This is a genomic window from Rhodopila sp., from assembly GCF_035548235.1.
Taxonomy (GTDB): Bacteria; Pseudomonadota; Alphaproteobacteria; order Acetobacterales; family Acetobacteraceae; genus Rhodopila.
This window is the reverse complement of sequence record NZ_DASZTJ010000060.1, coordinates 1-20618: the sequence shown is the minus strand read 5'-3', so window position 1 is coordinate 20618 and position 20618 is coordinate 1. Positions and strand designations below refer to the sequence as shown.

Here is a 20618-nt window from a genome sequence, read left to right as displayed (position 1 = left end):
CAGTCCCAGTCACAGCCAGCCCGCGCCGGTACCGGTCCGGCCGCCGTCTTTCCTGGGGGTGTCCCGCTTGGCAGCATGCAAGGGTATGATCCCGGTCCCTTTTTCTGTGAAATGATGCGGCAGGGCGAACCGCCGCACCCGACGCTGTCGCTACTGATCTCCCGCCTCGCGGCCCTGCCGATCGCATCGTTGCGCCAGCGTGCCGCCGATGCCGAACGCGACCTGCTGGAGCGGGGGATCACCTTCACCGTCTATTCCGACGCGACGGCGATCGACCGCATCCTGCCGTTCGACCTGATTCCCCGCGTGCTGACGCCGGCCGAGTGGCATCATATCGAAACCGGCGTGATCCAGCGCGTCAAAGCGCTGAACATGTTTCTGCACGACATCTATCACGGCCGGAAGATCCTCGCCGACAAGGTCGTGCCGGCCGAGCTGGTGCTGAAGAACGGCGGGTACTGCGACGCGATGGTCGGGTTCGACGTGCCGTACAAGACGTATGTCCATATCTGCGGCACGGACATCGTCCGCGACGAAACCGGCGAGTTCCGGGTGCTGGAGGACAACGCGCGCACCCCGTCGGGCGTCGCCTACGTGGTGGAGAACCGCCACATGAGCCTGCGCGTGATGTCGGACCTGATGACCGGCCTGACGGTGCGCGGCGTCGACGAGTACGGGCTGCGGCTGCACAACGCGATGTCGGACATCGCGCCGCCGTCGGTGCTCGATCCGCAGGTCGTCGTGCTGTCGCCCGGCATCTTCAACTCCGCCTATTTCGAGCATGTGTTCCTGGCGCGCGAGATGGGCGTGCCGCTGGTCGAGGGCCGCGACCTGGTGGTGGAGGACGGCAAGGTCTGGATGCGCACCACCGCCGGCCTCGCGGCGGTGCACACGATCTATCGCCGCATCGGCGACGACTTCCTGGACCCCGATGCGTTCCGCCCCGACTCGATGCTGGGCGTGCGCGGGCTGATCGAGGCGTGGCGGCGCGGGTCGGTGGCGATCGCCAACGCCGTCGGCACCGGCGTGGCCGACGACAAGGCGATCTATGCCTACATGCCCCGGATCATCCGATACTACCTGTCGGAGGAGCCGATCCTGAAGAATGTCGATACACGGATCTGCGCCGAACCGGATGCGCTGGCCTATACGCTGGATCACCTGCACGAACTGGTGGTCAAGCCGGTGGCGGAGTCCGGCGGCTATGGCCTGCTGATCGGCCCGCATGCCTCCAAGGCGCAGCTTGAGGAGTTCCGGGCGCGGCTGAAGGCGGACCCGTCGAATTACATCAGCCAGCCGACCTTGCAGCTTTCGGTTTCGCCGACGCTGACCGACGACGGCGTGCGGCCCCGCCATGTCGACCTGCGGCCCTTCGCGATCACCGGCAAGAGCACCTGGGTGCTGCCGGGCGGGCTGACCCGCGTGGCGCTGCGGCAAGGCACGCTGGTGGTGAATTCCTCGCAGGGAGGCGGGTCGAAAGACACATGGGTGCTGGCGTGACCGACATGAGCGACGTGATCGAAGGCACGCGGCCCCAGAACGTCCACCTGATCGCCCGCCACGCCGAAGCGACGCTGTGGCTGGCCCGCTACATGGAGCGGATCGAGAACCTCGCCCGGATCCTGGACGTCACCAACACCTTCGCGCGCGATGCCGACGATACGCGCAACTGGCTGTCGATCCCGCGCATCAACGGCGACTTGGAGGCGTTCTACAAGAAGCACAGCGCCGCGACCCAGCGGACGGTCGGGGAATTCTATCTGCTGGACGCCGGGAACCCGACCTCGGTCCAGGGCTGCATCGAGGCGGCGAAGGAGAACGCGCGCACGCTGCGGGCGCTGATCTCGACCGAGATGTGGCTGCAGATCAACGTGTTCCACGGCCGCATCCGCGCCCTGGACAGCGCCATGGTCACGCCGGAGCATTTCACCGCCGTCTGCGCGATGCTGAAGGACGGCGCCCAGTCGCACACCGGCATCACCGAGGGCACGTTCTATCGCGACCAGGCCTGGCACTTTTACATGATCGGCCGCTACCTGGAGCGCGCCGACCAGACCACCCGCCTGCTCGACACGCGCTTCCACGCCCTGGTGCCGCATCACGAGGCGGCCGACGCGGATATCGACGCCGGCGCCTGGAACGCCCTGCTGCGCGCCGCCGCCGGCTACCACGCGTACCGGCGCGAGCATCCCAGTGGCTATGAGCCGCGGCAGGTGGCGTGTTTCCTGCTGTCGAACACGGCCTTCCCGCGTTCGGCGGGGCTGAACCTGGCGCAGGCCGAATGGCACCTGACGCAGTTGCGCAGCCGCTATGGCTTGCGCCGCGTCGGCACCGCGCTGGAACGGCTGGAAGAGTTGAACGCCGGCCTGTCCTACGAGAACGTGGCGCGCATGGTGGGCGGGAAACTGTCGCCGTTCCTGGACGCGGTGCAGCGGGAAATCGGCGCGCTGCACGGGGATATCGTGGCGACCTTCGCGGATTGACGATCGCTGCCGGGAACCGCCGTCCCGTCATGGTTCGGCTCGACCGGGTCATCTTCCTCCACCGAGGCATGGGATGGTCAAGCCGGGCCATGACGAGGGAGCGGGGACACGAATCGGTCAAAATCCCGACCCTTCCGGAAGGGCGAGGCCCTTGCTATGAACGCCCCAAGCAACCCACGCGGAGGGAGGGCCAGGACGCCGCCATCCGCCTGGCATGCAGTTTCCTCAGGCGGCGTCTGGTAAAATCCGGTTCCGGGCGTTCACGTCGCCCCGTGGGTGCCGCGTTTCCGCAGCCCCGGAGGGTCCCCCATGGACACCAACCCAACCACCCTGCCTGCTTCCCTCGCCACGGCCCCCGTCGCCGGGCCCTGGCGGGAATACGCCGTCGATGCCGCCCAGCGCGGCGTGCTGTTCCTGGATGCGCTGCGCCGCCGCGGCAACCAGCAGGCCGCGATCACCGCGCGACCCAGCGCCACCGTGCTGCGCTTCGGCCATGAGGTGCTGATCAGCGGCCATGGGCTGAAGCGGCCGATCAACTACTCGCTGTCCCGCATCCTGCCGCCGCCCGGCGTGACGATCGACCCCCGCAAACGGCCCGTGGTGGTCATCGATCCGCGTGCCGGCCAGGGGCCCGGCATCGGCGGCTTCAAGCCGGACAGCGAGATCGGCGACGCGCTGAACGCGGGCCATCCGGTCTATTTCATCCATTTCTCCGCGCAGCCGGAACCGGACCAGGGCTTCCTGGACGTGGTGGAAGGCCAGGTCATGTTCTTCGAGCGCATCCGCGACCATCACCCCGATGCGCCGCCGGCCTTCGCCATCGGCAACTGCCAGGCGGGCTATCAGACGCTGATGGTCGCGGCGCTGCGGCCCGACCTGTTCGGACCGGTCATGGTGGCCGGCTCGCCGATGTCGTACTGGCAGGGCGTCCGGGGCAAGAACCCGATGCGCTACACGGGGGGCCTGCTGGGCGGAAGCTGGCTGACGGCGCTGACCAGCGACCTGGGCAACGGCAAGTTCGACGGCGCCTGGCTGATCCTGAACTTCGACGTCCTGAACCCCGGCAACTGGCTGTGGGGCAAGCAGTACGGCGTCTATGCGAACGTCGATACCGAAGCCGGCCGCTACCTGGAGTTCGAGAAGTGGTGGGGCGATTTCGTCGTGCTCAACGGCCGCGAGATCCAGTTCCTGGTGGACCAGCTCTTCATCGGCGACAAGCTGACGCGCAACCGGATCACGTCGAGCGACGGCAAGGTGTTCGACCTGCGCGCCATCACCGCGCCGATCATCGTCTTCACCTCGTTCGGCGACAATATCAGCCCGCCGCAGCAGACCCTGGGCTGGATTCTCGATCTCTACCGGGACGTGGCGGACATCCGCGCGCGGGAACGCACGATCGTCTATTGCCTCGACCAGACCGCCGGGCACCTGGCGATCTTCGTTTCCGCCAAGGTCGGCGCCAAGGAGGACGAGGAGATCCTGCGCCTGATGGACATGATCGACTGCCTGCCGCCGGGGCTTTACGAGCTGGTGATCACGCCGCGACCGGCCGGCTCGGGCGGGGGCGCGTGGCTGAGCCGCATCGAGGCGCGGTCCCTGGACGACATCCGAGCGCTGGGCCGCAACAGCGTGGAGGACGATCGCGCCTTCGCTGCCGCGGCGCGGGTGTCGGAGATCAACCTGTCGCTCTACCGCACCTTCTGGCAGCCCGCGGTCAAGGCGATGGTCAGCCAGCCGATGGCGGATGCGATGATGAAGCTGCATCCGCTGCGCCTGGGCTACACGATGTTCGCGGACGGCAATCCGTGGATGAAGGCGATCGCGCCGCTGGCCTCGGAGGCGGCACGGGACCGCACGCCGGCGACGGGGGACAATCCGTTCCTGACGCTGCAGCGGCAGGTCTCCGACCGGATCGTCGCCGCCCTGGATGCCTGGCGCGACATGCGCGACTCGCTGGCCGAACAGGTCTTCTTTTCCGTCTACGGTTCCCCCATCGTGCAGGGGCTGCTGGGCCTGAACACGGACGAACCGGCGCGCGGCCTGCCCGGCGTCACCGCCGAGGAGGTGAACGAGCAGCGCGCCTATCGCGACACGGCGCGGGCGGAGATGACCAAGGGCACGTTCGGCGACGCGCTGATCCGTGCCATGCTCTATGTGGCATCGGCTGAACGGTCGCTGGACGAACGCTGCGCCGCGGCGCTCAGCCGCGTCCTGCGGACACTGGGCCATCTGACGCCCTCGCAGTTCAAGGCGGCCGTGCGCGATCAGTTCGAGGTGCTGTTGCTGGCGCGCGAGGACGCGGTCGACGCCCTGGCGGCGATCGTTCCCGACGCCGCGGACCGCGCCGCGCTGCTGGAGAACGTCCGGTCCATCGTCGGCGCCCCCGGCGGGCTGACGCCGGGCGAACAGGAAAGGCTGGCGCGGCTGGACGCGGTGCTGGGCGCCGGTGCCCGGCCCCCGGCTGGCCCGTCGCCCCGTCAGCCTCGCGCGGCGCCCGTCGCCGGCGTGTAGCGCCAGACGCTGGCCGGCGGGAAGTTCAGCGGCGTCCAGGCCTCGCGCTTTGCGGTCAGCCCGTGCGCCCGCGCCGGCAGGGGCGACGTGGCGCAATAGCTGTAGTGCAGGAAGCCGCGGCCCGGCGCGACGGCCTCGATCGCGTCGATGAAGCGGCGCTGCATCGGCTTGGCCAGCAGCACCAGCGGGATGCCGCAGACGACGGTGCCGATCCGGCCCAGCCAATCCCGCGGGACGAGGTGCGCCAGTTCGCGCGCGTCGCCCTCGATCACCGTCACGCCGGGCAGCACGCCGCGCAGATGCCTTGCCATGTCCGGAACGATCTCGACGACGCAGAGCCGTTCCGGGGGCACGCCGCCGCCCAGCAGGGCGGCCGAGATCACGCCGGTGCCGGCGCCGAGTTCCAGCACGAACTCGTCCGGCTCGCGCCTGGTGTGGCGGACGATGCGGCTGCACAGGGCGGCCGAGGACGGAACGATGGACCCCATCTGGAGGGGATTGGCGAGCCAGCGGCGGAAGAACATCGCCGGATTCGCGACGGGTTCGGCGTCCGGCTCGCGGACGGCGCGGATCGGCAGGGCTTTGGCGAATTGTGTCATGCGGTCGTTTGTCCCTCGGGGCGACGGTGCGGAGCCGGCCGGCGGTGAATGGAAACGATCAGACGAATCACCTGCGTTCGGCCGATCGTCGTGGTTGCCAACAGAGTTCATTGCAATAAAGCGATCGGTCATCAAATCGAAGCACAAGAATTGCTAAGAAACCGTGACAGTCGCCGCGGGCCCGCCGCGGGTCGCGATTGCGTCCTTGGTCGCCGCGCGGCAGAGTGGCGCGGCTATTTCGCGGAGGTTACATGGCCAAGACATATTGGATCGGGACGTATCGGGCGGTGACGGACCCCGACAAGCTTGCCGCTTACGCGAAGCTGGCGGGCCCCGCCATCGCCGCGGGCGGCGGGACGTTCCTGGTGCGCGGGGTGCCCGCCAAGACCTATGAGGCGGGGCTGAACCAGCGGACCGTGGTCATCGTGTTCGACAGCCTGGAGCAGGCGGTCGCGGCGCATGATTCGCCGGCGTACCAGGAGGCGTTGGCGGCGCTGGGGAATGGCGCCGAACGGGACATCAGGCTGGTGGAGGGGGTCTGACGGCCGGCGGACTGCGTCCCACCCTGCCCACCCCGTCATGGCCCGCGACGAGGTGGGCCGTGACGGGGGCTTTAGCTGGAACGTCTTTAATCCGTCACATACTCGCAACGGAACCCGTCGCCGAAGCGCCTGACATAGCCGCGCGACGGGGTCGGGAAATGCGCGAAGCAGCATAGCGTGCTGGTGTCGCAGTAGGTCTCCAGGAATTTCCGCCGCGTGGCGGAACTCTGGTTGCCGTCGTAATCGATGCGCATGGCGAGGTCCGGCCATTTCGCCTGCAACGGCGTATGGATCAGGTCGCCGGTAAACACCGCGTCCTTGCCGGTCTTGCCCAGCGTGACCGCGTAATGATCGATCGTATGCCCCGGCGACGGGACCAGCGACACCAGGTCGTCCAGCCCGTAATCGCTGGTGACGAGGTCGCACTTCTTCGCCTCGACGATCGGGATCACGCTGTCGGCGATCGGGGCCACCAGTTCCTTCTCGTTCTCCGCCAGCCAGAAATCGAGCTCGATCTTCGAGAACAGGTAGCGCGCGTTGGGGAAGGTCGGCACCCAGCGGCCGTTCTCCAGCCGCGTGTTCCAGCCGACATGGTCGACATGGAGATGCGTGCACAGCACGTAATCGATGTCGTTCACCGTCAGTCCGCAGGCTTTCAGCCCGTCCATGAAGACGGTGTCCTGCTTCTTGTTCCAGAGCGGGCGGGCCGGGCGGTCCTTGTCGTTGCCGACGCAGCTATCGATCAGGATCGTATGTTTCGGGGTCCGGATGATATAGGACTGGAAACACAGGATCAGCCGGTCCTCGGCATCCAGGGCGGGCGGCTTCGCCATCCAGGGACGGCTTTCGTCCAGCATCGCCGGCGTCAGCTTGGGCAGGAATTCCAGCGCGGGGGTGAAGCCGCATTCCATCTCGATGATTCGGTGGATCGTGGTGTCGCCGATCCTGAACGTCGTCGTGGTCATGGCGCTCTCCCTGGTCGATTGTCGGGAGGATGTTAGGGGCAATCGCAGCGGGCGCAAAATCGTGAGGCCAAGGTCCTTGCGCCGGCGGAAGGGAGGGCCGGTTCCGGCATCGTGGGACTTGACCTGCATCCCAATAAATGGCGTACCATATATTGGTAGGCCAATCGATCCGAAACCCGCCCCGATCCGAAACCCGCCCCGAACCATGCCATGACCAAGCAGCCATCATGACGAAGCGACCTGGACAACTCCGCGACGGGTTCGGCAGCCTGGTGGCCCGAGCGGCGCGGCAATGGCGGCGGTCGGTGGACCGGAGGCTGCAGCCCTTCGGTCTCACCGAGGCCACCTGGCTCCCGCTGATCCATATCGCTCGGGCCCCCGCGCCGATGCGGCAGAAGGACCTGGCGGCATCGCTGGTGCTGGACGGCTCCTCGGTCGTCCGCCTGCTGGATGCGCTGGAAACCGCCGGTCTGATCGAGCGGCGGGAAGAAAGCGGCGACCGCCGCGCCAAGATCATCACCGTCACCGGCCGCGGCCTGGCGGTGATCGAGCAGGTCGAGGCCGCCTCCCGCGAGGTCCGGGCGGCGACGCTGGTGGGGCTGTCGGACCAGGACCTGGAGGGCGCGACCCGCGTGTTGGAACTGGTCTGCCGCAACCTCGCCGCCGAACAGGACCGCGAGGCATGAGCGCCTCCGACGTCGGCACGCGATCCGCGCGTGCGGCGGAGGACGATGCGATCAAGGCCAAGCCGCAGGCGGCGGAGCCGGAGCCGATCTCCCCCGGCATCCGCACCTTGGTCACGATCTGCACGATCCTGGCGACGCTGATGCAGTCGCTGGACAGCACCATCGCCAACGTGGCGCTGCCGTATATGCAGGGCACGATGTCGGCCAGCCAGGACGAGATCAACTGGGTGCTGACCAGCTACATCGTCGCGGCGGCGATCATGACGACGCCGACCGGGTTCCTCGCCGCCCGCTTCGGCCGCACGCGGCTGTTCGTGACCGCCGTGTCCGGGTTCACCGTGGCGTCGATCCTGTGCGGGATGGCGGATTCATTGCCCGAGATCGTCATCTTCCGCGTCATACAGGGCGTCTTCGGCGCGTCGCTGGTGCCGCTGTCGCAATCGGTGATGTACGACATCTATCCGGTGGAGCAGCGCGGCGCCGCGATGGCGATCTGGACCATGGGCGTGATGGTCGGACCGATCTGCGGTCCCATCCTGGGCGGCTGGCTGACGGAAAACGAAAGCTGGCGCTGGGTCTTCTACATCAACGTGCCGTTCGGCATCGTGACGGTCCTGGGCCTGCTGGCGTTCCTGAAGGAGACCCCGCACGGCAACGTCGTCCGACTGGACTGGATCGGCTTCGGCGCGCTCAGCCTGGCGATCGGGGCGTTCCAGACCATGCTGGATCGCGGCGAGACGCTGGACTGGTTCGCTTCCAACGAAATCATCCTGGAAGCCGTGCTGGCCGGGGTGGGGTTCTACATATTCCTGGTGCAGTTCTTCCTGGGGCGGCGGCCGTTCCTGTCGCCGGTGCTGTTCACCGACCGCAATTTCGTCGTCGGCATCACGCTGTATTTCACGCTGGGGCTGATCATGTACGCCACGCTGGCGTTGCTGGCGCCCTATCTGCAGACGCTGATGGGCTATCCGGTGGTGACCGCGGGCATCGTGCTGGCGCCGCGCGGCGCCGGGCTGATGCTGGCCGCGATGTTCTGCGGACGGGTGATCCGCCGGGTCAGTCCGCGGCTTCTGGTCGGCGTCGGCTTCGCCACCGGCGCCTATGCGCTGCACCTGATGACGTCCTGGACCCCCGACGTCGCCGAGACCACGATGATCGCCGTCGGCTTCCTGCAGGGCCTCAGCATCGGGTTCATGAACATCCCGATCAACATCATCACCTTCGCCACCCTGCCGGCGACGCTGCGGACCGAGGCGGCCGGCATCTACAGCCTGATGCGCAACCTGGGCAGCGCGATCGGCATCTCGGTGACCGGGTCGCTCTTGGTGTCCAACACGCAGGTGAACCACGCGCTGATCGCCGGCAGCGTCACGCCGTTCAACCGGATGCTGCATATCGGCGCCGCGGCGCGGCTCTGGAATCCCGCGACCGCCAAGGGCATCGCCATGTTGAACGAGGAAGTCACAAGGCAGGCGCAGACGATCGCCTATATCGACGACTTCAAGCTCATGCTGGTCCTGGCCATCGCCGTGATGCCGCTGCTGCTGCTGACGCGTTCGCCGTCCTCCGCCGTCGGGAAGTGACCGGCGAGTTGCCTATCCCTCCGGGTGGTCGCACTGTAGCCGGCCAAGGGGGACAGGGACCAGGAGGACAGGGACGATGAGTAAGACTGCGCTCAGCCCGGAAACCGTGATCCAGCAGATGCGGCGCAACGGGGTCACCGAGGTGGTGTGGCTGCCGGACAGCGAAACGAACTGGCTGTATATGCTGATGCTCGCCGAACCGAACCTGCGGCTGGTCGGCGTGACGCGGGAAGGGCACGCGTGCTCCATCGCCGCGGGCCTGTTCGCCGGCGGGCGCAGGCCGATGATCCTGATCCAGAACACCGGCATGCTGGAATCCGGCGATTCCATCCGCGGCTGGCTGATGGGGCTGAAGATCCCCGTCGTGCTGATGGTCGGCTATCGTGGCTACACCCGCCATGGCGTCATCACCGACACCGCCGCGACCTATACCGAACGCTTCCTGATGGCGTTCAACATCCCGTTCTTCCTGGTGGAGAACGACGACGACGCCGACCGGATCTCGACCGCGTTCGACCTTGCGGCGCAGACGCGCGGGCCGGTCGTCGTGCTGGTCGGCGATGAATTCCACGGCTTCAACCGCTGAACGGAGGACGAGACGATGATGTACGCAGCCGACGTCCTCGCACTGATCGCGGAGCACCGGGGCGATGCGATCGTGATCTCCGGCCGCGGCGGGCGGCATTGGATGGCGATCAGCGACACCGTCATGGACCTGCCGCTGGGCGATCCCGCCATGGGCGGCCATGCCGGATTCGGCCTGGGTCTTGCGCTGGCGCAGCCGGACCGGCGGGTGATCCTGTTCGATTCCGAGGGCGATATCCTCATGAGCCTGGGGCAGTTGCCGACCATCGCCGAACAGGCGCCGGCGAATTTCTATCATTTCGTGCTGGACAACGAAGTCTACGCGACGACCGGCGGCCAGCCGGTGCCGAACGCGGGCAAGGTCGACTACGCCGCCGTCGCGAAGGCCAGCGGCTACCCGTCGGCGTACGGTTTCGACCGGCTGGAGTCGGTGAAGCAGGCGCTGCCGAGGATCATGGCGGCGCCGGGCCCGGTGTTCGTGGCGCTGAAGGTCGCGCCGGAGGTGGAGAACACCCCGATCGGCCAGCGCGTCAAATGGCGCAAGCGCGGCGCGGACCTTGTCGTCGCCGACCTGCGCGCGGCATTGGGGGTGGGCTAGCGGCGGTCCACCCCGTCATGGTCCGGTAAAACGGGATTCCCGAACCGGCGTGACCTGAAGGGCGCCCGTTGCACCTGGAGCTGACTTCCGCATAGGCTTTCAGGATGCCAAGCGTCCAGAAATCCTCCGTCTGCCCGCATGACTGTCCCTCCACCTGCGCCCTGTCGATCGAGGTCATCGACGGCGCCCGCATCGGGTCGGTGCGCGGCGCGGCGGAGAACAGCTACACCGCTGGTGTCATCTGCAACAAGGTCGCCCATTACCGGGAACGGGTCCATCATCCCGATCGCCTGACCCGCCCGCTGCTGCGCACCGGTCCCAAGGGCAGCGGCCAGTTCCGTCCGATCCCGTGGGAGGAGGCGCTGGACCGCATCGCCGAACGCTTCATCGCCGAAACGGCCAGGTTGGGGTCGGAGGCGGTCTGGCCGTTCTACTATGCCGGCACCATGGGCCTGGTGCAGCGCGACGGCATCCACCGCCTGCGGCACGAGATGAAATACTCCCGCCAGCGGAACACGATCTGTACCGCGCTGGCGGAAATCGGCTGGATGGCGGGCGTCGGCGTCACGCGCGGACCGGACCCGCGGGAGATGGAGAAGTCCGACCTGGTGGTGATGTGGGGCGGCAATCCCGTCTCCACCCAGGTCAACGTGATGACCCATGTGTCGCGCGCCAGGAAGGAGCGCGGTGCGCAATTCGTGGTCATCGACCCGTATCGCACGCCGACCGCCGCCGTGGCGGACATGCACCTGGCGCCGCGTCCCGGCACCGATGCGGCGCTGGCCTGCGCGGTGATGCATATCGCCTTCCGCGACGGCTACGCCGACCGTGACTACATGGCGCGCTACACCGATTGTCCCGATGCGCTGGAGGCGCATCTGCGCGCGCGGGGCCCGGACTGGGCGTCGGCGATCACCGGCATCCCCGTGGAACGGATCGAGGCGTTCGGCAGGCTCTACGGCCAGACCAGGCGCAGCTACATCCGTTGCGGCTACGGCTTCACCCGCAGCCGCAACGGCGCGGCGGCGATGCACGCGGTCGTTTCGCTGCCATCGGTGACCGGCGCCTGGCAGCACGAAGGCGGGGGCGCGCTGTGGTCGAACCGCTCGATCTACAAATGGAACAAGACGCTGATCGAGGGGCTGGACGTCCGCGACACCAGCATCCGCGAACTGGACATGAGCCGCATCGCCAGCGTGCTGACCAACGACAAGGCGGCGCTGAAGGGCGGCCCGCCGGTCACCGCGATGCTGATCCAGAACCAGAACCCGGTCACCGTCTGCCCCGACAGCAACCGCGTGCGGCGTGGTTTCGGACGAGACGACCTGTTCGTCGCCACGCATGAACAGTTTCTGACCGAAACGGCACGCTGGTCCGACATCGTGCTGCCGGCCACGATGTTCATGGAGCATGACGATCTCTACCAGGCCGGCGGCCACAGCCACATCCAGATCGGCCCCAAGCTGATCGAGCCGCCGGGCGAATGCCGTTCGAACCACGAGGTGCTGCAGGGCCTCGCCGGTCGGCTGGGCGCGACGCATCGCGGGTTCTCGATGACGGCGTGGGAGATCATCGATGAGACGCTGCGCATCTCCGGCTGGCCCGACGCGAAGACGGTGCTGGAGAAGCGCTGGATCGACGTCATGCCGCCGTTCGAGACCGCGCATTTCATCGACGGGTTCGGCGCGCCGGACAAGCGGTACCGTTTCGCGCCCGATTGGAAGTCGCTGGGCGACGACCATGCGCTGATGCCGAAGCTGCCGGATCACCTGGCGAACATCGATGCGGCGACCGCCGACGCGCCGTTCCGCCTGGTGACGGCGCCGGCCCGCAGCTTCCTCAACACCTCGTTCACCGAGATGCCCTATAGCCGAAAACGCGAAGTCCGTCCCACCGTCCTGGTCAATCCCGACGATGCCGTCCGGTTCGGCATGGCGGAAGGAACCAAGGTGCGGCTGGGCAATGCGCGGGGCGAGGTCGTGCTGCACGTGCGGATCGGCGCCGAGCAGCAGCCGGGCGTGCTGGTGGCCGAGAGCATCTGGCCCAGCGAGTGCTACGAAGGCGGCATCGGCATCAACGCGCTGACCAGCGACGAACCCGGCCCGCCCTGGGGCGGCGCGGTGTTCCACGACACCGCCGTCTGGCTCCGCGTCGAGGCCGCGGAACTGCCGCTTGCCGCCGAATAGGGCGCCGATCGCGCGGCCTCGGTCAATTGTCACGCGACGTCCCGGGACGGCACCCTATATCCAGGGAGGCCGCCCGAGCGGGGCGGCTGCGACAAGGAAGAGGGGAGCAGAGACATGGCTCAGATCAAGCGGCGGGCGTCGGCGGCGTGGCACGGCAGCGGCAAGGACGGCACCGGCAGCCTGACGACCCAGAGCGCGACGCTGAAGGACACGCCCTACAGCTACCTGGCGCGCTTCGGCGACGGCAAGGGCACCAATCCCGAGGAGTTGATCGCCGCCGCCCATGCCGGCTGCTTCAGCATGGCGACCGCGTTCCAGCTTAGCGGCGCCGGCCATCCGCCGGAGAGCCTGAATTGCGACGCGACGCTGTCGATGGACCAGGTCGAGGGCGGCTTCAAGATCAGCGCGGTCCATCTGGTGCTGAAGGCGAAGGTGCCGGGGCTGGATAACGCGAAGTTCCAGGAACTGGCGCAGACCGCGAAGGCGAACTGCCCGGTCTCGAAGGTGCTGAACGCCGAGATCACGTTGGAGGCGACGCTGGTCGCGTAAGGGGACGGTCCCGTCGTGGTCGGGCTTGGCCCGACCATTGACGCCTTGTGGTGCCGGCGGAGGAAAGGCGTGGGTGGCGGGCCTAGGTCCGCCTGACGGGGCCAGGCTCAGTCACGCCGCGTTCGGTCGCTTCAGGCCTTCACCACGTTCCAGAACAGCGTGAACGATCCTTTCAGGATCCCGCTCAGCGTCCGCCGATACGCCGTCGACAGGAAGAACTGGCCCAGCGGCACGTAAGGCGGGTCCTGCCAGAACTGGGTCTGGATGTCCCGGCAGATCGCCTTCTGCGCTGTCAGGTCCGGCGCGTTGAACCAGGCCGTGCGCAGCGCCGCCAGCTTGGGGTCCGTCGGCCAGCCGACGAAGCCCGCCTTGCCGATCGCGTTCAGCGACGGGTTGGTGGCGGGCGTCAGCAGGTCGTAGCCCGCGGTGTAGGTGCAGTGGGCGTTCCATCCCCCTTGCGCCGGCGGCCCCTGGTTGTTGCGCCGCTGGGTCACCGATCCCCAGTCCGTCGACTGGTAGTCGAGGTTGAACCCGGCCCTTTTGAACATGTCCGCGCTGACCTCGCACAGCGCGTTGATCGCCGGGAAGTCGGAGGCGGCGATGAACGTCACCTTCTCCCCCTTGTAGCCGGCGGCCTTCAGCGCCTGCTGGACCTTGGCGTAGTCGGGCGCGCCGTCGGGAAAGACGTTCAGCCCGACATCGGTCGCCAGCGGGGTGCCGGGCGTGAAGACGCCCGCCTTGACGTGGTACATCGCGGGATCGTCGCCGACCACCGCCTGCATGAAATCGGTCTGGTTGATCGCCCCCAGCAGCGCATGCTTGATCGCCGGGTTGTCGAACGGCGGCAGCAGGCTGTTCACGCGCAGGAAGCCGATATTGCCGGCGGTATCCAGGATCTCGGTCACGATCGCCGAGTTCTTTTTCAGCAGCGGCAGCAGGTCGGAGGTCGGGTTCTCCCACCAGTCGATCTCCCCCGCCTGCAAGGCGGCCGCGGCGGTCGCGGGATCGGGGATGGTGTGCCACTCGACCCGCTCGACGCTGGCGATCTTCGGTCCGGCGGTGAAGCTGGGCTCGCCCGAGGCGCGCGGGACATAGCCGTCGAAGCGCTCATAGACCGCAAGCGAGCCGGCGACACGCTCCGAGGCGATGAACCGATAGGGGCCGCTGCCGACCATGTCGGTGACCGCCTGGCTGGGCGGGGTGTTGGCCAGGCGCTCCGGCATGATCGGCAGCATGGTGTTGCTGCCGTGCCCCATCGCCAGGGGCAGCATGGGGAACGGCGCCTTCAGCTTGATCTGCAGCTTCTTGTCGGTGGGGGCCGTCATCTCATCGATCGCCGCCATCAGCGAGGCGCCGAACGCGTCGCGCTGCATCCAGCGACGGATGCTGGCCAATGCGTCGCGGGACCGCACGGGGGTATTGTCGTGGAAGCGCAGCCCGTCCCGCAGCGTCAGGGTCCACAGCTTGCCGTCGTTCTCGACGGTATGTCCTGCAACCATCTGCGGCTGCGGGTTGAAGTCGCTGTCGATCCCGTACAGCGTATCGAACACCATGAAGGCATGGTTGCGGGTGACATAAGCGGTGGTGAACACCGGATCGAGCACCGCCAGGTCGGCTTGCGGCACGAAGCGCAACGCGGCCGCTCCGGCGGCTCGTCCGATGCGCGGCGCGGCTAGCGCCGCCGCTCCGGCTGTTGCGGTCCTGAGGAACTGGCGTCGCTGCATGGTCACTCCGGCGGATGGTCAGGCGATCGGTATCATCGATGCAGGCGCCATGCCAGAGAAGGCAACGACCTCATGCCGCTCGGTAGCGGTCCACGCCGCTTGAGTCGGTCTCCAGCCGCAACGCCTCTTGGCCCAGCATGTGGTTCACATGGGCCAGCACCTCGCCGAACGCGAAGCCGGTCTGATGCGCATCGAGCGGCCGGTTGAAGACGTGCGGTACGATCTCGGCGACCGTCAACGGCCGCTCGCGGCAGGCTTTCGCGATGTCGTCGCACCGGGCGGCGTGGTGGTCGATCAGTTCGGCGATCCGATCGTGCAGCCCATGGAACGGCAGTCCGTGTCCGGGCAGCACCAGCACATCCGGCCCCACCGCGTCCCGGATCGCACGCAGCGACGCCAGGTAGATGCCCAGGGCATCCAGGTCCGGCTCCATCGGATGCACGCTCACATTGGGGGAAATCCGGGCGATGACCTGGTCGGCGGCGAGGAAGATGCGCTGGTCGGGAAGGTGCAGCATCGCCTGCTCCAGCGAGTGGCCGCCGCCGGTCAGCACCTGGAACGTCCGCTCGCCCACCGGCAGGCGGTCGCCGTGCTTGATCCGTCGATAGGACGGCGGCACGCCCGTTGTCCGGCGCAGGTATTCATGGCCGCGCGACAGGACGATCTCGGTCGCTTCGGGCGAGAGGCCGTGGCGCTGGTAGAACGGGCGGAACACCGCCTCCCCATGATCGGCGGGCGCGTACTGGATCATCGCGCTGTGCAGGTATTCCGGGCGCGGCATCGTCATTTCCAGACCGAAGCGCTGGCACAGCCAGCCGGCGAGGCCGACATGGTCGGGGTGGAAATGCGAGACGATCAGCGACTTCAGCGGCTGGCCGGCCAGCGGTCCCGCCAGCGCCGCGTCCCAGGCCTGCCGGCACGCATCGGTGCCCAGCCCGGTGTCCAGCGCGGTCCAGCCGTCTCCGGTCTCCAGCAGGTAGATGTTCACGTGGTCCAGGCGATAGGGCAGCGGCAGGCGCAGCCAGCGGATGCCGGGGGCGATCAGCGGCGCCTCGCCTTGCGGCGGCGGGGCGTCGAACGGGAAGGTGAGGCGCGATGCGACGGACATTACCGGCAAGTAGCGTACCCGACCCTCGAACACACCGGGCGTAAAGCGCGTATCCGCATTGCGCGATGCAGCATGAACCTCACCTTATCGGCATCAGGCGGCCGCCAGCGCCGCCTGATGCCGATGCGCCTGGATCCGCTCCGCCAGATACGCCGCGTCCCGGCCGACGCCCACGAACCGCCCGGACCCCCAGGTGTAGAGCCAGGGCAGCCCCAGGACATAGATGCCGGGCACGGACGTCACGCCGCGCGTGTGCGTCGGGTATCCGGCGCCGTCGAAGATCGGCAGGTCGACCCAGGACCAGTCGCTGCGGAACCCGGTGGCCCAGACGATGGCCGAGATCCCGGCCGCGACCGGGTCCAGGTCGGTCACCGTCGCCCCGGGCTGCCAGACCGGCGCGCAGCGGTGGCCCGGCGGCGCCGCGATGCCGTTGTCGTCGATGTATCTGTCGATCACCGCGCAGATGTTGTCGTAGCTGGTGTCGGCCGCGTCGAGGTTCTTGCGCAGGTCGTCGCCGAACCGCAGCCGCCCGCCGGCCAGGTCCAGCAGCCGGCCGTACAGCGTCATTCCCTGGGTGGCGAAGCGGCGCAGGTCGATCTCCCGCCCGCCGCCGCGCCCGGTCATGTAGTGGTTGGCGCGCCGCCGCACCTTCTCGCCCAGGGAATGCCGCTCCACCGGCAAGTCGTATTGCCCCAGGTCGTACAGCCAGTCCGTCGCGTCCCGGCCGCGATAGGCGCGCGGGCTGCGCGGGGCGCTGCCGACGACCAGATGCACGTCGCGCCCGTCCAGCAGCAGGTCCTCGGCGATCTGGCACCCCGACTGGCCGCTGCCGACGACCATCACCGCGCCGGGCGGCAATTGCCGGCTGTTGCGATAGCCCGAGGAATGGATCTGCACGATCCCCTCCGGCAAGCGTTCCGCCAGGCGGGGAATGTTCGGCTGGTGGTAGCCGCCGACCGCCAGGACCACGGCATCGGCGGTGCAAGCGCCGTCAGAGGTCTCCAGGCGGAAGCCGGCGTCGGTCGCGCCCAGGCGCTGCACGCCGACGCCCAGCCGCAGCGGCGCCTCGATGCGCGCGGCGTAGTCCTCGACATAGCGCACGATCTCGTCGCGCGGCATGAAGCCGTTCGGTTCGTCGCCGGGATAGGGGAAGCCCGGCAGCTTGCACTGCCAGTTCGGCGTGACCAGGCAGAAATTGTCCCAGCGCTGGGTGCGCCAGGCATGGCCGGGGCTGTTCTTCTCGAACACGACGTGGTCGATGCCGGCTTCCGACAGGTGATAGCTCATGGACAGGCCGGCCTGGCTGCCGCCGATCACCGCGACGTCGTAGTGGGGTTCGGACATGGTACTATCCTCGTGCTATCCTTCGGGGCGCTATTCCTGGAAGGTTTCAAAGAAAACGAGAGCGTCGGGCTGATCGGCAAAGCGGTCCGCGGTCGCCTCGATGCGGGCAAGCTGCCCGAGGGCGAGCGAACACGGCGAACCGTACCGCGCCCGCACCCGCTCGCTTGCCGCGGTCAGCGCCGTCCGGCTGCGCGCGAGGAACTCGGGCAACGTGTATTCCGAACCGGGCAAGAAATGATCGCGCACGATGGTCGACGGCGAATAGCAGGTCTCGCGGCTGCCGTCGGGCCAGCGGACGATGAAGCGGAGCTCAGGCATCGGCGCACCCCAGCAAGGCCTGGCGGGAAAAATCCCAGATTGTCTCGCATGCATCGCCTTGGCGGACGTCGACCCGGTGCCCGTCTTCGACAAGGCCGACGGACGCGGCGCGGATGCCCCGAGCGGCGAAGTGCGCGAGCGTGGCGGGAAGGTTCGGCGGAGCAACGGTCAGCAGGTAGCCGAAGCTGGGAAAGGTCCGCAGCCAGAGATCGAGCGCGACGCCCTCGGGCCGGGGGATGGCGTCCAGGTCGATCGTCAGGCCCGCCCGCGAACATTCCGCCAGCATCATCGCGGTGCCGACGATGCCGCCCTGGCTGATGTCCTTGGCGGCGGCCGACAACCCGGCCTCGGCGATCGACGGCAGCAGTTCGAGGTCGCCGCGCAGCCGTTCGGCCGGCGCGTCGGTCGCGGCTTCCCAGTTCGGGACCGGGTCGCGGTAACGGCCGCGCAGGTCGATCGCCGCCACCAGGTGCTCGCCGGGCTGCGCGTCGAAGGACGTCAGCAGCCGTTTTGCCCGCCCGAGGATGGCGACGGAGAGTTGCGGGCGGTCGGTGCGCAGGTTGCTGTGCCCGCCGACCAGCGGCACGCCGAATGTCGCCGACGCGGCCGCCAGCCCGCCCAGCAGCGGATCGGCCTGTGCCTCGCCGGCGCACCAGACGGCGTCGACCGCGGCGATGGGCCGTCCGCCCATGGCGGCGATGTCGGAGACGTTGACCATCACCCCGCACCAGCCGGCGAACCAGGGATCGGCGGCGACGAACTCGTTGATGAAGCCTTCGATCGCCAGCAGCAGGAAGGAATCGCCGTCCGGGATCGCCGCGCAGTCGTCGCCCGCCGGCACGGCGCTCGCGCCCGAGATGCCCAGGCGGCGCGCGACCAGGGCGATGTCCGCCTTGGCGGCGATGCCCCGGCTGGCGCGCAGCGTCTCGGCGATGGCGGCGAGACCGTGCATCGTCAGGCCGCCCGTTTCAGATGCGACAGGAAACCGATTTCCGGCGTATCGATCGGTGGGTAATGCGCCAGGTCGGCCCACATGAAATGATGCGGATGGCCGTGGATCGTGGTCTCCTCGATCGTATGCCAGTGCAGGGCGTGGAACAGCTTCGCGTTCTGGCTCTGCACATGCGCCAGGAAGCGGGTGCAGCCGCGCGCATGGGCGGAGCCGACCGCCAGCTTGATCAGCGACGTGCCGATGGCGCCAACCTTGCGATAAGGCCGCGAGACCGCGAGGCGCGATCCCCACCACAGGCCCACGGATTCCTTGGGAGATTCCTCGTGGATGCGAACGGTCCCGACGACGTCCTCATGCGCCACGCCCCAGGACGACAGGGCCACCAGCGTGATCGCGTGCTCGTCGATCGCGTCGCGGTCCGATCCCTCGAAAATCCCCTGTTCCTCACAGAACACCGTCCGCCGCAATCCCGCCGCCGCTCGGCTTTCCCAAGGCAGGGTCGCGAACTTGATGCGGAATTCGCAGGCCAGGAACGGACGGATGTCTTCGATGATCATGCCGCCGCCCTCCGTTCGTAGCTCGACAGCGCGGAGCAGGCGCCGCATTTGCCGCAGCCGGCCTTGATGCCGCTGGCGAGCAGTCCCGACCGCCGCAGCATCGCCGACAATGGCCGCAGGATGCTGTCCATGACGTCCGCGCCGGGCGCCGGGTGGTTTTCCAGCGGCGTGCCGGAGATCGGCACGAACGGCACGACGAACGGATAGACGCCCAGCGCGATCAACCGTTCGGATACGGCAAGGACATCGGCCGGCGCATCGCCGAGGCCGGCGAGGATATAGGTGGAGACCTGGCCGCGGCCGAACACCGGCACGGCGGCGGCGAAGGCGTCGAAGTAGCGCGACAGCGGCACCTGCGCCTTGCCCGGCATGATGCGCCGGCGGACCGGATCGGTCACCGCCTCCAGGTGCATGCCCAGCGTATCGATCCCGGCGTCACGCATGCGGGGGAACCAGTCGTCGGTATCGGGCGGTTCGCACTGGGCCTGGATCGGCAGGTCGACGGCCGCGCGGATGGCGACGGCGCTTTCGACCAGGATGGCGGCGCCACGATCCTTGCCGGGCGGGGTGCCGGTGGTCATCACCATATGCGTCACGCCGTCCAACTCCACCGCTGCCTTGGCGACTTCCGCCAGTTGCGCGGGGGTCTTCCGCGCGATCGTGCGGCCGGCCGCGAGCGACTGGCCGATGGCGCAGAACTGGCAGGTCTTGGTGCGGCTCTGATAGCGCACGCAGGTCTGCAGCACGGTCGTCGCCAGCACGTCGCGGCCGTGCAACTGCGCGACCTGCCAGTAGGGCACGCCGTCCGCGGTCCTCAGGTCGTAGAAGCGCGGGCGCTTGGGGAAACTGGCCGAGGCCAGCGCGACGCCGTCGCGCAGGATGCGGCTGCGGCCGGCGGCGTCGGGCGCTTCGGCGACATAGGGGCTGTCGGCGGCCGGTGCCGTATGGACGGGAACCATGACGGTCGTATCGTCAATCGTGATGGCCTTATGGTCCGAAGGGCCGGCGCCGCCGCGGCGGCTTTCGACGCCTGCCTTGGGATCAGCCAGCCGCACGCCGAAGGATTGCAGCTCGTTGATCAGGTGTTCCGTTCGCGGCGTCCTGGTTGTCGCGGTGGTCGGCGTGGGGATCATCCTGGGCACTCCCATGGGGGAAAGAAGCAGGAAAGGGGACGGTCTGCATCGGCGGGGCAGGGCGGTTGTCCAGCAGCAGGCGCAGCAGTTCGGGACGGGCGTAGTGGCCGACCGAGTCCATCATCCGCTTGCGCTTGGTGATCAGGCCCATGTCGAGGTCGGCGAGCAGCAGGCCCTCGCCCTGGGTCAGCGGCG

The 20618-nt window shown here is 68.2% G+C and carries 19 protein-coding genes and 1 pseudogene; 10 read left to right on the top strand and 10 right to left on the bottom strand.

What is annotated here, in order from left to right; translation table 11 throughout:
- Positions 1–75 precede the first annotated feature (75 nt).
- From VHB27_RS05270 to VHB27_RS05260, 3 genes are all read left to right on the top strand, one after another.
- Positions 76–1500 (top strand): circularly permuted type 2 ATP-grasp protein, encoded by a 1425-nt coding sequence (locus tag VHB27_RS05270; RefSeq protein WP_325597918.1) that lies wholly within the window; start codon positions 76–78, stop codon positions 1498–1500.
- The gene (locus tag VHB27_RS05265; RefSeq protein ID WP_325597917.1) at positions 1485–2483 is read left to right on the top strand and encodes an alpha-E domain-containing protein; all 999 of its coding nucleotides are present in this window, start codon (positions 1485–1487) and stop codon (positions 2481–2483) included. The genes VHB27_RS05270 and VHB27_RS05265 overlap by 16 nt, the downstream gene beginning before the upstream one ends.
- Positions 2484–2792: 309 nt before the next feature.
- The gene (locus tag VHB27_RS05260) at positions 2793–4994 is read left to right on the top strand and encodes a DUF3141 domain-containing protein (RefSeq protein WP_325597915.1); all 2202 of its coding nucleotides are present in this window, start codon (positions 2793–2795) and stop codon (positions 4992–4994) included.
- Here the strand turns inward: VHB27_RS05260 and VHB27_RS05255 are convergent.
- Complete coding sequence (locus VHB27_RS05255) at positions 4961–5593, bottom strand: class I SAM-dependent methyltransferase (RefSeq protein WP_325597912.1); 633 nt, start codon at positions 5591–5593, stop codon at positions 4961–4963. The genes VHB27_RS05260 and VHB27_RS05255 overlap by 34 nt on opposite strands.
- Positions 5594–5844: 251 nt before the next feature.
- On the opposite strand from VHB27_RS05255, the gene VHB27_RS05250 reads away from it, so the two are divergent.
- A complete protein-coding gene (locus VHB27_RS05250) occupies positions 5845–6135 on the top strand; it encodes a DUF1330 domain-containing protein (RefSeq protein ID WP_325597910.1) in 291 nt (96 codons plus the stop codon).
- An 86-nt stretch (positions 6136–6221) separates the two neighbouring features.
- On the opposite strand, the gene VHB27_RS05245 is transcribed toward VHB27_RS05250, so the two are convergent.
- Positions 6222–7100 (bottom strand): MBL fold metallo-hydrolase, encoded by an 879-nt coding sequence (locus VHB27_RS05245; RefSeq protein WP_325597908.1) that lies wholly within the window; start codon positions 7098–7100, stop codon positions 6222–6224.
- A gap of 227 nt (positions 7101–7327) precedes the next feature.
- Here VHB27_RS05245 and VHB27_RS05240 point away from each other — a divergent pair, with 227 nt between their 5' ends.
- The 6 genes from VHB27_RS05240 to VHB27_RS05215 all read left to right on the top strand — a co-directional run bounded on the left by VHB27_RS05240 (position 7328) and on the right by VHB27_RS05215 (position 13287).
- Positions 7328–7786 (top strand): MarR family winged helix-turn-helix transcriptional regulator, encoded by a 459-nt coding sequence (locus VHB27_RS05240; RefSeq protein ID WP_325597906.1) that lies wholly within the window; start codon positions 7328–7330, stop codon positions 7784–7786.
- Positions 7783–9369, top strand: a complete 1587-nt coding sequence (locus VHB27_RS05235; RefSeq protein ID WP_325597904.1) for a DHA2 family efflux MFS transporter permease subunit — start codon at positions 7783–7785, stop codon at positions 9367–9369. The genes VHB27_RS05240 and VHB27_RS05235 overlap by 4 nt, the downstream gene beginning before the upstream one ends.
- A gap of 76 nt (positions 9370–9445) precedes the next feature.
- Positions 9446–9955, top strand: coding sequence for a thiamine pyrophosphate-binding protein (locus VHB27_RS05230; protein WP_325597902.1), 510 nt, complete (start codon positions 9446–9448; stop codon positions 9953–9955).
- 15 nt (positions 9956–9970) lie between these two features.
- Positions 9971–10552 carry a thiamine pyrophosphate-dependent enzyme gene (locus VHB27_RS05225; RefSeq protein ID WP_325597900.1) on the top strand — a complete coding sequence of 194 codons (582 nt, stop codon included), beginning with the start codon at positions 9971–9973 and terminating at the stop codon, positions 10550–10552.
- Between the two features lie 104 nt (positions 10553–10656).
- Positions 10657–12738 carry a molybdopterin oxidoreductase family protein gene (locus tag VHB27_RS05220; protein ID WP_325597899.1) on the top strand — a complete coding sequence of 694 codons (2082 nt, stop codon included), beginning with the start codon at positions 10657–10659 and terminating at the stop codon, positions 12736–12738.
- A 114-nt stretch (positions 12739–12852) separates the two neighbouring features.
- A complete protein-coding gene (locus tag VHB27_RS05215) occupies positions 12853–13287 on the top strand; it encodes an OsmC family protein (protein WP_325597897.1) in 435 nt (144 codons plus the stop codon).
- A 131-nt stretch (positions 13288–13418) separates the two neighbouring features.
- Here VHB27_RS05215 and VHB27_RS05210 read toward each other — a convergent pair whose 3' ends face one another.
- The 8 genes and pseudogenes from VHB27_RS05210 to VHB27_RS24775 all read right to left on the bottom strand — a co-directional run.
- Complete coding sequence (locus VHB27_RS05210) at positions 13419–15011, bottom strand: ABC transporter substrate-binding protein (RefSeq protein WP_325597895.1); 1593 nt, start codon at positions 15009–15011, stop codon at positions 13419–13421.
- A gap of 70 nt (positions 15012–15081) precedes the next feature.
- Positions 15082–16119 (bottom strand): MBL fold metallo-hydrolase, encoded by a 1038-nt coding sequence (locus tag VHB27_RS05205; protein WP_325597893.1) that lies wholly within the window; start codon positions 16117–16119, stop codon positions 15082–15084.
- A gap of 93 nt (positions 16120–16212) precedes the next feature.
- On the bottom strand, positions 16213–17463 hold the full coding sequence (locus VHB27_RS05200; RefSeq protein ID WP_325597892.1) for an MSMEG_0569 family flavin-dependent oxidoreductase: 1251 nt from the start codon (positions 17461–17463) through the stop codon (positions 16213–16215).
- Between the two features lie 30 nt (positions 17464–17493).
- Positions 17494–17781, bottom strand: coding sequence for an MSMEG_0570 family nitrogen starvation response protein (locus VHB27_RS05195; RefSeq protein WP_325597891.1), 288 nt, complete (start codon positions 17779–17781; stop codon positions 17494–17496).
- Complete coding sequence (locus VHB27_RS05190) at positions 17774–18739, bottom strand: sll0787 family AIR synthase-like protein (protein ID WP_408903977.1); 966 nt, start codon at positions 18737–18739, stop codon at positions 17774–17776. Before VHB27_RS05190 ends, VHB27_RS05195 begins: the two co-directional genes overlap by 8 nt.
- Entirely contained in the window at positions 18736–19290 is a 555-nt protein-coding gene (locus tag VHB27_RS05185) for an MSMEG_0567/Sll0786 family nitrogen starvation N-acetyltransferase (RefSeq protein WP_325597888.1), read from the bottom strand. The genes VHB27_RS05190 and VHB27_RS05185 overlap by 4 nt, the downstream gene beginning before the upstream one ends.
- Positions 19287–20423, bottom strand: coding sequence for an MSMEG_0568 family radical SAM protein (locus VHB27_RS05180; protein ID WP_325597887.1), 1137 nt, complete (start codon positions 20421–20423; stop codon positions 19287–19289). The genes VHB27_RS05185 and VHB27_RS05180 overlap by 4 nt, the downstream gene beginning before the upstream one ends.
- Positions 20332–20618, bottom strand: a pseudogene (locus VHB27_RS24775) (hypothetical protein); the annotation flags it as partial. The gene VHB27_RS05180 and the pseudogene VHB27_RS24775, both read right to left, overlap by 92 nt.